Below are 12,868 nucleotides of genomic sequence, written 5' to 3' on the forward strand. Positions count from 1 at the left end.
ACGGCCGGGACTGCTCGACAGGCAAGCCGAAACGGTCCGACCCCACCCTGCCCCACCACTGTGCTGCCTGCTTGAGGTAATTGCAAGTAGTTCGCAATAAGTCGACCCCCGAGTGATCCACTACTCTCCGCACATGGCCACCCACTCCCCGCCACCACCCCTCCTCCTGATCGACCTCGACCACACCCTGGTCGAACGCGACGGCGGCCCCGACGCCTGGACCCCGGCCTTCTGCGCCACCCACGGCCTCCCGCCCGAGGCCGCCCCCACCGTCTTCACCCTCTTCCGCGCCGACCGCTCCCCCACCGGCTTCGCCCGGATCGCCGCCCGCTACGGCCTCCCGCACACCGGCGCCGACCTCTGGGACGAACACGTCGCCCACGAGGCCGCCCGCACCCACCTGCTCCCCGGCACCCCCGAGGCTCTCGCCGCCCTGCGCGCCGCCGGCTGGCCCATCGCCGTCGTCACCAACGGCTGCACCGACATCCAGCGCGCCAAACTCACCCGCACCGGCCTGCTCCCCGCCGTCGACACCGTCGTCGTCTCCGAAGAGGCCGGCGCCCGCAAGCCCGACCCCGCGATCTTCCACCTCGCCGCCACCCGCCTCGGCCGCACCCTTGCCCCCACCGACTGGATGGTCGGCAACAACCCCGCCACCGACCTCCGCGGCGCCCACGCCACCGGCCTCCGCTCCATCTGGATCACCCCGACCCCACCCCCACCCCTCCCCCCGACCCACCCCACCCCCACCCACACCGCCCCTGACACCCCCACCGCCGCCACCCTGCTGCTCACGTCCCCGTGATTCGGGGGGCTCGGCCACCCGGTCGAAGAGCTCCGACCGGACCCGGGCAGCACCCTCGAACACACCAGCACATCAGGGGCACCCCGGCCCTCGATCGCGCCCCACAGCGCGTCAAGGCCCCACCCCCGCCACCTCGGCACCGCCCGCAGCCCGACCGGCCACGGCATCGCCGCCCCGCTCCCGGACCGAAACGAGAGAGGCCCCCGATCCGCGTCTCCGCAGATCGGGGGCCTCTCTTTATCCTGTGGCTGGTGCAGGGTTCGAACCTGCGTAGCTTGCGCGGCAGATTTACAGTCTGCTCCCTTTGGCCGCTCGGGCAACCAGCCAGGATGTTTGTCTCCCGGGGGCTTGCCCCGTTCGACTGGGTAAACCTTACCCGATGCTGGGGGGTGGTTCGCCACCCGGTTCCGCGGAGCCGGACGGGCGGGTGCGGTGCGGGCGTCCCGGGCGGGGGTGGGGGTCGGCTGGATAGGCTGGGACGGCGGGCGCCCGGTGGGGCGGGCCGTGTCAGTGCAGCCAGAACATCAAGGAGACCAACACCCATGGCCGACTCCAGTTTCGACATCGTCTCGAAGGTCGAGTGGCAGGAGGTCGACAACGCGATCAACCAGACCTCCCGCGAGATCTCCACGCGCTTCGACTTCAAGAACGTCGGCGCCGAGATCAAGCGCTCCGGCGAGACGATCGAGATGAAGGCCAACGGCGAGGAGCGCGTCAAGGCGATCCTGGACGTGCTGCAGAGCAAGTTCATCAAGCGCGGCCTGTCGCTCAAGGCGCTGGACGCCAAGGAGCCGCAGCTGTCCGGCAAGGAGTACAAGATCTTCGCGGACGTGAAGGAGGGCATCTCCCAGGACGATGCCAAGAAGGTCGCGAAGATCATCCGGGACGAGGGCCCGAAGGGCGTCAAGGCGCAGGTCCAGGGCGACGAGCTCCGGGTGACCTCGAAGAGCCGTGACGACCTCCAGACCGTGCAGGCCCTGCTCAAGGGCAAGGACCTGGACTTCGCGCTCCAGTACGTGAACTACCGCTAGTCGCGGGGCGCCGCCGGTGCGGCGATCGTGTCGAGGGCGCGGTGACGAGGACAGCCTCGTCACCGCGCCCTCGTCGCACTCCGGGGCCGGTGTGACCGGGGAGGTGGAGGAGATGGAGGAGACGGAAGGTGTTTGACATGTGATATGTTACAGCGGTGATTAATCGGGGGAAAGATCACAGGAGTGTCGAGGCATCTGCTCCACTCCTGGAAGCGGGCCGGCTGTTCGCCGGCTTCGAAGGCTCGTGGTGGATCGCCGGCGGATGGGCCGTCGATCTGGAGGTGGGGCGCGTCCGGCGCGCCCACGCGGACGTCGACGTACTGGTGCTGGCCCGGGAGTCCGAGCTGCTCGCCCGTCACTTCGCGGACCGTCCGCTCACCGTGACCGACCAGCAGGACGGCGCGCGACGCCCCTGGAGTCCGGGGGAAACGCTGGAGCCGGGCCGCGAGACGCTGTCCCTGGACACCGGACCCGTCGAGATCGTGTTCGGCGCCGCGGACGGCGCGGACTGGGTGTTCCACCGCGGCCGCCGCACCCGTCGTCCACTGGAAGTGCTCACCCGCACCGCACCCGGCGGAATGCCGTACCTCTCGCCCGAGGTCGTCCTCCTGTTCAAGGCCCGCGACGGGCGCCCCAAGGACGATGCGGACTTCGCCGACCTCGCCCCGCTGCTCGACGAGGAGCAGCGGGCCTGGCTCGCGCCGCGCCTCGCCCCGCCGGGCGCGCCCGCGCACCCGTGGTCGGCCCGGCTCGCCGCGCACTGACGCCCCACCGGTCGCCCGGTAATACCTCGACGAATTCTCTGGTATTCATTTTTTGACATTCTCGCGCCATGCCCCAGGGATCCCCTCGGGCATTTCTTCGGCATGCCCGGAAAAGCCAGCAGAGCAATCTTCTGAATGCTTTGGAAAGAAATTTCGGGCGGATCAGGAAAACCATTGCCCCCACCCGTGCAATGTCATACGGTAATGACGTCCCGGCCGGTCGCCCGACCGATCGGGAGGACTGTACGAAAGGGGATGGAAATGGCGACGACCCTGCTCGAGGCCGCTCCGGCGACCGAGGTCGAGAACGAGCTGGACCTGACGATCGAGCTGCTCCCGGAGCTGCCGTCGATCGACGTCAACATGGGCCGCTACTGCTCCTGCGAGTGCTGGTAGCCCATGCCCGGGTGGCCCGCCGGTCCCGCTCGGGGACCGGCGGGCCACCCGCCCCACCGTTCAGTCCGAAATGAGGTCCGTACAGCCATGAGTACAGCGGTGCCCGAACTCGGGACCGGTATCGGGTACCGGGAACCGATTCACGAGATCGCCACCGACCCGGGGCTGGTCGAATGGGTCGAGGTCATATCCGAGCATTACATGGGGGCGACCAGGAAGCGGGAATCCATCGATTCCCTGCTGGAGCGGATCCCGGAAATTCCGGTCGTCCCGCACGGCATCGAGATGTCCATCGGGTCGGTCGGGGACGACGGCCGGTGGGACGCCTATCTGGAGGAGCTCGCCGCGGTGGTCGAAGGCTTCGACGCCCCGTGGTTCAGCGACCATCTCTGCTTCACCCGCACCTCGACGGCCGAACTCGGCACCCTGCTGCCGCTGCCCCGCACCCGGGAGAGCGCCCGGCACGTCGCCCGCCGCGCCCGGCGGGCCGTGGAGCGGGTCGGCAGGCCGTTCCTGCTGGAGAACATCGCCTACCACTTCAGCTGGGGCGACGAGCTCACCGAGGCCCAGTTCGTGACGGAGATCGTCGAGGCCTCGGGCTGCCACCTGCTGCTCGACCTCACCAACCTGACCTACAACGCGCGCAACCACGGCTTCGACGCCCTCGACTTCATCCGGGAGATCCCGTACGAGCGGGTCGTCCAGGTCCATCTGGCGGGCGGGGTCGAGGAGGAGGGCACCTACTTCGACACCCACTCCATGCCGGTGCCGGAGCCGGTCTGGGAGCTGCTGGGCGCCCTGCTGGAGTTCCACCCGGTGCCCGCGGTGATGCTCGAACGGGACCAGCGGCTCGACCGCACCGAAGAGATCGCCACCGACCTGCGCCGGGCCACCGAACTGCGCCGGACAACCGACCGGCGCCGGACAACGGACCCGCGCCGCGCGACCGCCCCGCGCCGGAAGGGCTGACCGGTGGACACCCGCATCGGATTCGAGCTCATCTCCCTGCTGATGGCCTCCCGCCAGGAGCGCGAGCGCTACCAGGACGACCCCGACGGCTACCTCGCCGCACGCGGGCTCACCCCCGACGAGGCCCGGAGTTTCCGGGCCGGCGTCGCACCGGACCGGATCGCTGTCTCGGCACGGATCTCCGCCCGCAAGCGGTACTCACGGGCCCGGACGCCGTACCCGACCCTGACCAGGATCGTGGAGACGCTCGGGGCGCACACCGACCGCGCCAAGCTCGACATCCCGTTCGGCCTCGCCGACCAGGGGCGCTTCCGCGACGAACTGCGGACCGCCTCCCCCGGCCTCGGGGACACGTGCGGACAGTGCCTCGCCGAGGCCGCCCGGCACGACGAGGACCGCGGCCGGCTACTGGCGCAGGCCCGCCTCGCCCAGGCCCTTGACGGACCGGCCCACCGACGGGCCGAACCGCTCCCCGGCCCCGCGGCGGCCGGAGCCGGTACGACCTCGCCCGGCCCCGGCGTCCACCACCTGGCCGGCCACGCGATGCTGTGCTCCTACGCCAGCGACCTGCCGGCCCTCATCGCCGCGACCGCGACCGCACCATCGACCGCGACCGGAACCGGGACCGCGACCGGAACCGGGACCGCACCGTCGACCGCGACCGCCTCCGGCGAGTCCGCCGCGTTCACCTGCCGCCCGACCCCCAGCCACCTGCTGCTGGTGCGGACCGGCCGCTCCGACATCGCCACCGTCCGCCTCGCCGCCGGCGCCCACGCGGCGGTCGCCCGGCTCCAGGCCGGGACACCTGCCTCCGCCGTACTCGCCGAGTACGGCCCGGCCGCGGCCCGGCTGATCGCCGAGCTCGTCCGCATCAACGTCCTCCTCCCCGCCGAGAGCTGACATGCGCATCTGTTTCGTCGTGAAATTCCCGCCCACCCAGGGCGGTGTCGCCGTCCGGGCGGCGTTGCTGGCCCGGGCTCTCGTCCGCCGGGGCCACGAGGTGCACGTGGTGACCAACGCCTTCGAGGTCGCCGACACGTACCGGATCGCCGGTGCGGCCGCGGCGACCTCCGTCACCGTCGTGCCGCTCACCCCTCCGACGACCGCGATGCGCCACATCCCGCAGACCGACGCGACCGTCTCCCGGCTCGCCGGCGCCGCCGCCCGGGTGATCCGCGCGCACGACTGCGAGGTGGTCTACTCCAACTACCTGGAGCCCTGCGGGGTCGCCGCCCACCTGGCCTCGCTGTGGACCGGAGTGCCGCACGTCCTGCGCTCCGCCGGTACCGACCGCAACCGGCTGATGAACCACGGGGACCTTCAGACCACCTACAAGGAGGCCCTGCTCGGGGCCACCGCGATCGTCGCCGCCCCCGGCCCGCTGCCGGGCCTCGGCGTGGACCGCTCCCGCTTCACCGGCGCCGTCCAGCCCGTCGTCCCCACCGAGCTGTTCCACCCCGGCGCGGCCCCGCTCGACCTGGCCGCCCTGGCGGCCGGGGCCGCGGCCGCCGGCGCCGACGTCCCCGACCCCGCGCGGCTCTGCGACGGCACCCCGGTGATCGGGTACTACGGGAAGGCCAACGCCAGGACCGGGCTGCGCCACCTGGTCGAGGCGATGGCCCTGATGCGCGGGCCCCGACCGTACGTCGCGGCCCTGGTCGGCGGCAGCGTCCCGGCCGAACTCCGCGCCCGGATCGACGCCCTGGGCCTGACCGACCGGTTCTGGCTGCTGCCCTTCGTCCCGGTCGAGCGCGTCCCCGGCTACCTCCGGGCCTGCACCGCCGTCGCACTCCTCGAACACGACTTCCCGATCCGCCAGCACATCCCCACCAAGCTCCGCGAGTGCTTCGCCACCGGCACCGCAGCGATCGCCACCCGCGAACTGATCCGCAAGGAGAGCACCGGCGACCGGGCCGAGCACGGACGCAACCTCTACGTCGTGGCGGACCCCACCGACCGCACCGGCCTCGCCGACCTGCTCGGCCGGGTCTGCGCCGACCCGGCCGAGGCCGCCCGGGTGGGCGCCGCAGGTCGGGAACTCCTCGACGGCGAGACCGACCTCGACGCCTGGGCCGACCGGTACGCCGGGATCTTCCAGGACGCCGCCCGGCGCGGCGGACGGTCCACCGACCCCGCCGCCGACGGGCCCTCGTCGGCGGAACTCCGCCTGCTGCTGCCCCTGACCGCCGAACTCCTCGGCGCCGGATTCGACGAGGAGTACACCCGCTTCGCGCACGAGGAGCGCGCCCGCTCCGCCGCTCCGCTCCGGCACCCGTCCGCCGCGCGCGGACTGGTCGCGACGGCGGCCGCCTTCGCCCGCCACGTCCAGGAGCACGGCCCTGCCCTGCGCCCCGGCGTACCGGCCGTGCTGTGGCGGATCCAGGCCGCCGCCGCCTGGCTGGGTCTCGACCTCGGCCACCACCGCGGCACCCCCTACCTGCCGCCCCCGGCCCCGCGGGACGGCGGCACACCGGCCCCCGGCCCGGTCCGCAGCGGCCAGCTGCGGCTGCTCCGGCTCGACGCCGCCGAACTGGCCGCGGCCGTCTCCGTCGAGGGCCTGCCCCGGGTGCGGGAGGCCGTCGACACCTGGCTGGCGGCGCCCGGCGGCACACCGGACGGCGAGGAGGGCCTGTGCCTGCTCCTGCAGCGGCTGCCCAACCTGGAGACCCGGGTCTACCGGATCGGCCGCGCCGTCGAGAGCTGCCTCCGGCTGGCCGACGGGAGCACCGACGCCGCGACCGTCGCGGACCGCCTCGGCGCCCGGCCCGAGGCCGTCGCCCGGCTCCTCGCCGAACTGGCGGAACGCGGGCTGGTCCAGCTGGACGCCGCGCCCTCCCCCGCCCCGCCGGCCGACCCGGACGTGCTGCTGTGACGGTCCCGACCGGCCGGGGAGGCTGGGCCCGACGCCTGCTCGGCCACTGCCTGCGCCACCCCGGACGGCTGGCCCTCGCCTGCGGCTCCTCGGCCGCGGGCGTGGCCGTCATGGTGACCGTGCCGCAGTTGCAGCGGATCACGCTCGACGAGGCGGTACTCGCCGACCGCAGGCCGCTGCTGCCGCTGGTCCTCCTGCTGACAGCGCTCGCGTTCGCCGTCTACCTGCTCTCCTACCAGCGCCGCAAGCACTCGTCCCGGCTCGCCCTCGCCGTACAGCACGACCTGCGCACCGAGCTGTTCGACGCGCTCTCCCGGCTGGACGGCGCCGGCCACGACCGGCTGCGCAGCGGCCAGACGGTCTCCCGGGCCGACAGCGACACCGCCCTGGTGCAGGGATTCCTGACCATGGCCCCCACCCAGCTCGGCAACCTGCTGATGGCGGCCGGCGCACTCGTCGGGATGGCCTCCCTGTCGCCAATGCTCACCGCGGTGACCGCGCTGACCTTCCCGCCGTTGTGGTTCACCGCCGCCCGGGCCCGGCGCCGGCTGTTCCCGGCCGACCGGAAGGTCCAACAGCTGACCGGCGAGGTGGCCGAGGTGGTGGACCACGCCGTCGCGGCCGTCCGGGTGGTCAAGGGGTTCGGCCAGGAGCGGCGGGAGCTGGGCCGGCTGGACGCGGCGGCGCACCGACTGTTCCTGGCCCGGCGGCACGCGATCCGACTGACGGCCCGTTACGACCCCTGGCTGCGCGCCCTGCCGGTGCTCGGGCAGCTGGGCACGCTGGCGGTCGGCGGCCGGCTGGTGATGGACGGCCGGCTGTCGCTCGGTGCCTTCCTCGCCTTCACCGGCTACCTCGCGCTCCTGGTCGGTCCGGTGCGGATGATGGCGGGCCTGCTGAACACGGTCCAGCAGGCGAGGGCCGGTGCCGGGCGGGTCTTCGAGGTGATCGACACCCGCCCGGGGGTCGTGGAGGCCGCGGACGCCGTGGAGCTGCCCCGCTCCGCCGCGCCGGCCGTGGAGTTCGACCGGGTCCGCTTCGGCTACCGCGCGGGCGAACCCGTCCTGGACAGGTTCGCCCTGACGGTGCCGGCGGGCAGCACCGTGGCCGTGGTCGGGCTGCCGGGCTCCGGCAAGTCGACGCTGGCCGCGCTGCTGACCCGGTTCTACGACGCCGACGACGGGGCGGTGCGGGTCGGCGGCGAGGACGTCCGCGCGCTGACCCTCCGCTCACTGCGCGCGGGCGTCGGCGTCGTCCCGGAGGACGGTTTCCTGTTCGCCGACACGATCCACGCCAATATCGCCTACGGACGGCCGGAGGCGACCGAGGACCAGGTGGCCGCCGCGGCCCGGGCCGCCGGGGCGCACAACTTCGTCACCGCCCTGCCGGACGGCTACCGCACCCGCCTCAACGAAGGCGGCCTGCCGCTGTCCGGCGGCCAGCGGCAGCGCCTGGTGCTGGCCCGGGCGCTGCTCGACGACCCTCCGGTGCTGGTCCTCGACGACGCCACCTCCGCCGTGGACGCCCGGACCGAGGCCGGGATCCACACCACCCTGCGCACCGTCCTGGCCGGACGCACCGGTCTGCTCCTCGCCCGCCGCCCGTCCACCCTGGCGCTCGCCGACCGGATCGCGGTGCTGGACGGCGGACGCCTGGCGGACTTCGGCACCGAGGCCGAACTGCGCTCCCGCAGCCCGCTGTTCCGCCGGCTGTTCGACGCGGCCGGACCGGACGGCGGCGGGCGGGCCGCCGCCGCGCCCGGCACGCCGGACCGGACGGCCGGACCCGAGGTACTCGAACTGCCCGACGCCGACCGGGAACTCACCCTCGGCCTGCTGCTCCGGCCGCTGCGCCGACCGCTGCTGCTCGCACTGCTGCTGGTCGCCGCCGACACCGCCGGAGTCCTGCTGACCCCCTTCCTGGTCCGGACCGGCATCGACTCCGGTGTGAGCCGGGACCGGCCGGAGGTGCTCGCCGCCGTCGCCGCCCTCGGCACCCTGGCGGTGCTGGTCGGGGCGGGGATCCAGTCGGTGTCGATCCGCACCACGGCCGGCACCGCCGAACTGCTGCTCCACCGGCTGCGCACCACCGCCTTCGGCCATCTGCAGCGCCTCGGGCTGGCCTTCTACGAACGCGAGGGCGCGGGCCGGCTGCTGGCCCGGACGACCACGGACGTGGACGCGTTCGCCGGGTTCCTGCGGGACGGCCTGGTCCAGGCCGTGATCGGCGGCCTGACCCTGATCGGTACGGTGGCTGTCCTGCTCGCGCTCGACCCGGCGGCCGGCCTGCCGGCGTGCGCGATGCTGCCGCTGATGGCACTGGCGACCGTGCTGTTCCGGCGGGCCTCCTCGCGCGCGTACGGCGCCGCCCGGAAGCGGGCCGGCGCCGTCACCTCCGACCTGCGGGAGAACCTGGCGGGAATGCGGGTGACCCAGGCGTTCCGCCGGGAGGACGAGCGGCGCGCGCGGTTCGCCGAACACAGCGACGGCTACCGGCGCAGCCGGGGCCGGGCACAGCGGGCGCTGGCGCTCTTCTGGCCGTTCGGGCAGCTGCTCGCCGGGCTGTCCGCCGCACTCGTCCTGCTGGTCGGCGGTGAGCGAGTGCGGGAGGGCTCGATGTCGGCGGGCGCGCTGCTGGCCTGCCTGCTCTACCTCGACCTGCTCTTCGCGCCGGTCCAGCAGTTGGTCCAGGCGCTGGACGGCTACCAGCAGGCGGCGGTCGGCCTGCGCGGGCTCCGGGAGCTGGCGGCCGAGCCGACCGCGCCGACGCCGGCTGCCCGGCCGCTGCCGCTGCCGGCCCGGTCGCCCGGTGAACTCGTCCTCGACCGGGTGGAGTTCGGGTACGCCCCCGACCGGCCGCCGGTGCTTCGCGGACTGTCGCTGACGATCCGCGCCGGGGAGACCGTGGCGCTGGTCGGCGCCAGCGGCGCGGGCAAGTCGACGCTGGCGAAGCTGGTTTCGCGCTTCTACGACGTGACCGGCGGCGCCGTCCGACTGGACGGGACGGACATCCGCGACCTCGATGTCACCGAGTACCGGCAGCGGGTGGCGATCGTGCCGCAGGAGAACAGCCTGCTGCCCGGCACCGTCCGGGAGGTGATCGCCTACGGGCGCCCCCGGGCCGGTGACGCCGAGATCGAGGCCGCGGCCCGGGCCGTCGGCGCCCACGCGATGATCACCGGACTCCCGGACGGGTACGGGCACCGCCTCGCCGAGGGCGGCCGGGACCTGTCGGCCGGACAGCGGCAACTGCTCGCCCTGGCCCGGGCCGTGCTGACCGATCCGGCGGTCCTCGTCCTGGACGAGGCGACCGGCGCCCTCGACCCCGAGACCGAGGCGGCCGTCCTCGCCGCGACCGGACGGCCCACCACCCTGGTGATCGCCCACCGGCCGTCGACGGCGGCCCGGGCCGACCGCGTGGTGCTGCTGGAGGAGGGCCGGGTCTCGGCGGTGGGCAGCCATGCGGAACTCCTCGCCGCCGGCGGCGCCTACGCGGGCTGGCACCGCTCCTGATCCCGGTCGGCGGTGGAGGGTCCGGGCAGTCCGGGCAGCGGACGGCCCCGGTCGGGAGCCCTGGTGGGCTTCCGGCCGGGGCCGTCGTCAACAGGCGGCTGTCGCTGTCAGCGGGCGGGAGCGGCGGCGGCCGCCGCGTCGCCGAGGGCCTTGGCCTGGGACCGGAGGGCAGCGAGCCGGTCCGTCAGCGAGGCCGGCGGGGCCGGGGTGGCGGCCGTCGGGGGCGTCAGGGCCGGGGGTGCGAAGCCCGGGGCGGTGACGGTCGGCGGCGGGGTGGGGAGGGTGGGTGGCGTCGGGAGCTGGCCGAGCAGGCCCTGGAGGGTGCTCTCCAGCGAGGCGAGGAGTTGCTGGACGGCACCGAGGTCGACTCCGCCGAGCAGGGCGGGGACCGCCGAGAGCAGGCCGCCGACGAGATCGAGGACACCGCCGAGGGCGGAGGTCGGGTCGGGGGCGTCGGCGGGGAGCGCTGGGGCGTCCGGCAGTCCCGGAGCCGCAGGAGCGGCGGGCGCGCCGGGGGCTCCGGGGGCGGCGGGGGCGGCGGGGGCGGCGGGGGCGGCGGGGGCGGCGGGCGCCGCAGGAGCGCCGGGGGCCGGCGGGATCCCGGGCGCCGCAGGTATTGCGGGCATTCCGGGCAGTGCGGGCAGTGCGGGGAGACCCGCCAGGGACATCGGGGCGGTGGGGGGCGCCGGGACGTCGAGGAGGCCGGGGACGGTCACGGGGGTCACGGAGAAGGTGGTGCGGTGGGGGGCGTCGGCTCCGTTGCCGACGGCGGCGGAGGCTGTCGCGACCGGGGTCAGCGCGAGGGCTGCGGTCAGCGCGGCGGCCATCCAGGTGGTGCGCATGGGGGATGCTTTCCTCTCGGTACAGATCGGGCGGCAGGCCTGATCCGGAGATCGGGCGTCGTGCCTGATTCACACCGTGGGGCAGCCCCATTGGCCCAGCCACCGCGTGTACGCCGAACGGTGCACGACACGCGGCGACACGCGACGACACGCGGTGGGCGGGAGAGCGCGCGGTGGGCGGGAGGGCGTCCGGCCGACCGGGCGTCAGCCGCCGGAGACCCAGGAGGCCGTGGCCCGGTGGACGCCGAGCCCGACCGCGTCGAACTCGTCGCGGTCGCCGCCACCCTCCCCCACCCGGGCGCCGAGCCGCCGCAGGACCTGGGAGATCGGGCTGCCCTCGGCCGGGAAGGGTTCGAACTCGCCGCTGGCGACCGGGCCGAGGTCGAGCCGGCCGTCGGCCCAGACGGCGGCGCGCTGGGTGCCGGTGCCGCCGAAGTAGTCGGCCTCGACGCAGGCGATCGGCGCGGCCTTGGACCAGGCGGCGAGTCGGCGTTCGAGACCGTCCGGGAACCAGTCGAACGGGGCCGTGCCGACCGCGCGCGGAGCCGCCGCGGCGGACGGGGCCCCCGGGCCGGACGGAGTTCCGTCACCGCCGCGGAAGGCGGCCAGGAACTCGGGGGTCGCCGGTATCAGCGCCAGCCCCTGGGCGAGCGGCCGCGGGCGGGCGGCCGGAACCTCGGCGGCCGCCACCGCGACCAGCTCCGCCGGGCCGATCAGCGCCTGAAGTTCGTATGACATTCAGTCATCCTGAACCATGGCACCGACAGTCCGCCCGGCGTTTACGATTCCGTGCCCCGCCCGCCGTCGTTCCGGGAGCCGGCGACCGGCGGCCGGGCCGAGGCAGGGGCCGAAGTCGGGGTCGGGGCAGGAGCCGCGCCGGCCGCCGGGGCGGGGCCGGCGCCGTACAGCAGGGTGAACAGGGTCACGTCCACCGCGTCCTCGGCGGTGCTGTTCCCCTCGGCGTGCAATTCGTCGAACACCGCCGCGAGTTGGCCGCGGAGCCGGAGCAGCCGCTCGGGGGCGACCCGGTAGCTGAAGTGCGAGAAGAGACCCGACAGCGCGCCCGAGTCGTCCCGGGAGAAGTCGACCCGGCCGGCCGTCGCGGCGGCGCGGAAGTCGCCGCGGACCCGGTCCATCGCGGCGAGCATCGCGTCGTAGGCGTCGACCCGGGTCGGGGAGTCGGGCGAGAAGATCTCCGGGGCGAGCCGGAGCGACTCCTGGGCCGCGCTGTACCTGCTCTCGACGATGCCGGAGACCAGCCGGGTGCCCGCGACCCGGATCAGCCCGGCCTTCTCCAACTGCTTGATGTGGCGGTAGAGCTTGGTCTGCGGCTCGTCGAGCGCGGCCGCGATCTCCTTCGCGGCCAGCGGGCCGGTTCCGGAGGCGGCCATCAGGACGTCGAGGATCGCCAGCCGCAGCGGGTCGGCCAGGGCCTTGAGGGTGGCGGCGTCCTCCACCCGGCGCTCCTTGAGCACGGCGGGACCGGCATCGTGCCCGCCCGCAGCGTTCAAGTCGTTCTCAAGGCTCTCGGCGTTCTCGGCGTTCTCGGCGTTCTCGACCACGGCCTCACCCTCGCAGATGGCCGACGCTCCGGGCAATCACACTTTCACCCTTGCGCAAGCACTCACCATCACGCCATCATTCACGATGTCGTGAATGGTTACGCCGCAGTGATCG

At 74.2% G+C, this 12,868-nt stretch carries 11 protein-coding genes and 1 tRNA gene; 8 read left to right on the forward strand and 4 right to left on the reverse strand.

Features of this window, described 5'->3' with window-relative positions; genetic code table 11:
* Positions 1-133: 133 nt before the first annotated feature.
* Positions 134-805 (forward strand): HAD family hydrolase, encoded by a 672-nt coding sequence (locus OG715_RS18975; protein ID WP_266269966.1) that lies wholly within the window; start codon positions 134-136, stop codon positions 803-805.
* A gap of 245 nt (positions 806-1,050) precedes the next feature.
* Here OG715_RS18975 and OG715_RS18980 read toward each other — a convergent pair.
* A tRNA-Tyr gene (locus OG715_RS18980) sits at positions 1,051-1,131 on the reverse strand.
* Between the two features lie 216 nt (positions 1,132-1,347).
* On the opposite strand from OG715_RS18980, the gene OG715_RS18985 reads away from it, so the two are divergent.
* The 7 genes from OG715_RS18985 to OG715_RS19015 all read left to right on the forward strand — a co-directional run bounded on the left by OG715_RS18985 (position 1,348) and on the right by OG715_RS19015 (position 10,349).
* Positions 1,348-1,836: a YajQ family cyclic di-GMP-binding protein gene (locus tag OG715_RS18985; protein ID WP_030393881.1), complete on the forward strand. Its 489-nt coding sequence runs from the start codon at positions 1,348-1,350 to the stop codon at positions 1,834-1,836.
* A gap of 155 nt (positions 1,837-1,991) precedes the next feature.
* Positions 1,992-2,600 (forward strand): nucleotidyltransferase domain-containing protein, encoded by a 609-nt coding sequence (locus tag OG715_RS18990; RefSeq protein ID WP_266269967.1) that lies wholly within the window; start codon positions 1,992-1,994, stop codon positions 2,598-2,600.
* Between the two features lie 261 nt (positions 2,601-2,861).
* The gene (locus OG715_RS18995) at positions 2,862-2,996 is read left to right on the forward strand and encodes a hypothetical protein (RefSeq protein WP_266269970.1); all 135 of its coding nucleotides are present in this window, start codon (positions 2,862-2,864) and stop codon (positions 2,994-2,996) included.
* 87 nt (positions 2,997-3,083) lie between these two features.
* The gene (locus tag OG715_RS19000; RefSeq protein WP_266269971.1) at positions 3,084-3,965 is read left to right on the forward strand and encodes a DUF692 domain-containing protein; all 882 of its coding nucleotides are present in this window, start codon (positions 3,084-3,086) and stop codon (positions 3,963-3,965) included.
* Between the two features lie 3 nt (positions 3,966-3,968).
* Positions 3,969-4,865, forward strand: coding sequence for a hypothetical protein (locus OG715_RS19005; RefSeq protein WP_266269972.1), 897 nt, complete (start codon positions 3,969-3,971; stop codon positions 4,863-4,865).
* A 1-nt stretch (position 4,866) separates the two neighbouring features.
* Positions 4,867-6,837, forward strand: a complete 1,971-nt coding sequence (locus OG715_RS19010) for a glycosyltransferase family 4 protein (protein WP_327064152.1) — start codon at positions 4,867-4,869, stop codon at positions 6,835-6,837.
* The gene (locus tag OG715_RS19015; RefSeq protein ID WP_266269974.1) at positions 6,834-10,349 is read left to right on the forward strand and encodes an ABC transporter ATP-binding protein; all 3,516 of its coding nucleotides are present in this window, start codon (positions 6,834-6,836) and stop codon (positions 10,347-10,349) included. The genes OG715_RS19010 and OG715_RS19015 overlap by 4 nt, the downstream gene beginning before the upstream one ends.
* A gap of 107 nt (positions 10,350-10,456) precedes the next feature.
* Here OG715_RS19015 and OG715_RS19020 read toward each other — a convergent pair whose 3' ends face one another.
* The 3 genes from OG715_RS19020 to OG715_RS19030 all read right to left on the reverse strand — a co-directional run bounded on the left by OG715_RS19020 (position 10,457) and on the right by OG715_RS19030 (position 12,789).
* Positions 10,457-11,191, reverse strand: a complete 735-nt coding sequence (locus tag OG715_RS19020; RefSeq protein WP_266269975.1) for a hypothetical protein — start codon at positions 11,189-11,191, stop codon at positions 10,457-10,459.
* A 204-nt stretch (positions 11,192-11,395) separates the two neighbouring features.
* Positions 11,396-11,929 (reverse strand): hypothetical protein, encoded by a 534-nt coding sequence (locus tag OG715_RS19025; RefSeq protein ID WP_266269976.1) that lies wholly within the window; start codon positions 11,927-11,929, stop codon positions 11,396-11,398.
* Positions 11,930-11,970: 41 nt separating this feature from the next.
* Positions 11,971-12,789: an ArsR/SmtB family transcription factor gene (locus OG715_RS19030; protein ID WP_266269977.1), complete on the reverse strand. Its 819-nt coding sequence runs from the start codon at positions 12,787-12,789 to the stop codon at positions 11,971-11,973.
* Positions 12,790-12,868 lie beyond the last annotated feature (79 nt).

The organism is Kitasatospora purpeofusca (assembly GCF_036010405.1).
In the GTDB taxonomy this organism is placed as follows: Bacteria; Actinomycetota; Actinomycetes; order Streptomycetales; family Streptomycetaceae; genus Kitasatospora; species Kitasatospora purpeofusca.

Bases quoted from the DNA above. Each gene is read 5' to 3' on its own strand.
- OG715_RS18995 (WP_266269970.1), top strand. From the start codon at position 2,862: ATGGCGACGACCCTGCTCGAGGCCGCTCCGGCGACCGAGGTCGAGAAC.
- OG715_RS19020 (WP_266269975.1), bottom strand. From the start codon at position 11,191: ATGCGCACCACCTGGATGGCCGCCGCGCTGACCGCAGCCCTCGCGCTG.
- OG715_RS19000 (WP_266269971.1), top strand. From the start codon at position 3,084: ATGAGTACAGCGGTGCCCGAACTCGGGACCGGTATCGGGTACCGGGAA.
- OG715_RS18975 (WP_266269966.1), top strand. From the start codon at position 134: ATGGCCACCCACTCCCCGCCACCACCCCTCCTCCTGATCGACCTCGAC.
- OG715_RS19025 (WP_266269976.1), bottom strand. From the start codon at position 11,929: ATGTCATACGAACTTCAGGCGCTGATCGGCCCGGCGGAGCTGGTCGCG.
- OG715_RS18985 (WP_030393881.1), top strand. From the start codon at position 1,348: ATGGCCGACTCCAGTTTCGACATCGTCTCGAAGGTCGAGTGGCAGGAG.
- OG715_RS19010 (WP_327064152.1), top strand. From the start codon at position 4,867: ATGCGCATCTGTTTCGTCGTGAAATTCCCGCCCACCCAGGGCGGTGTC.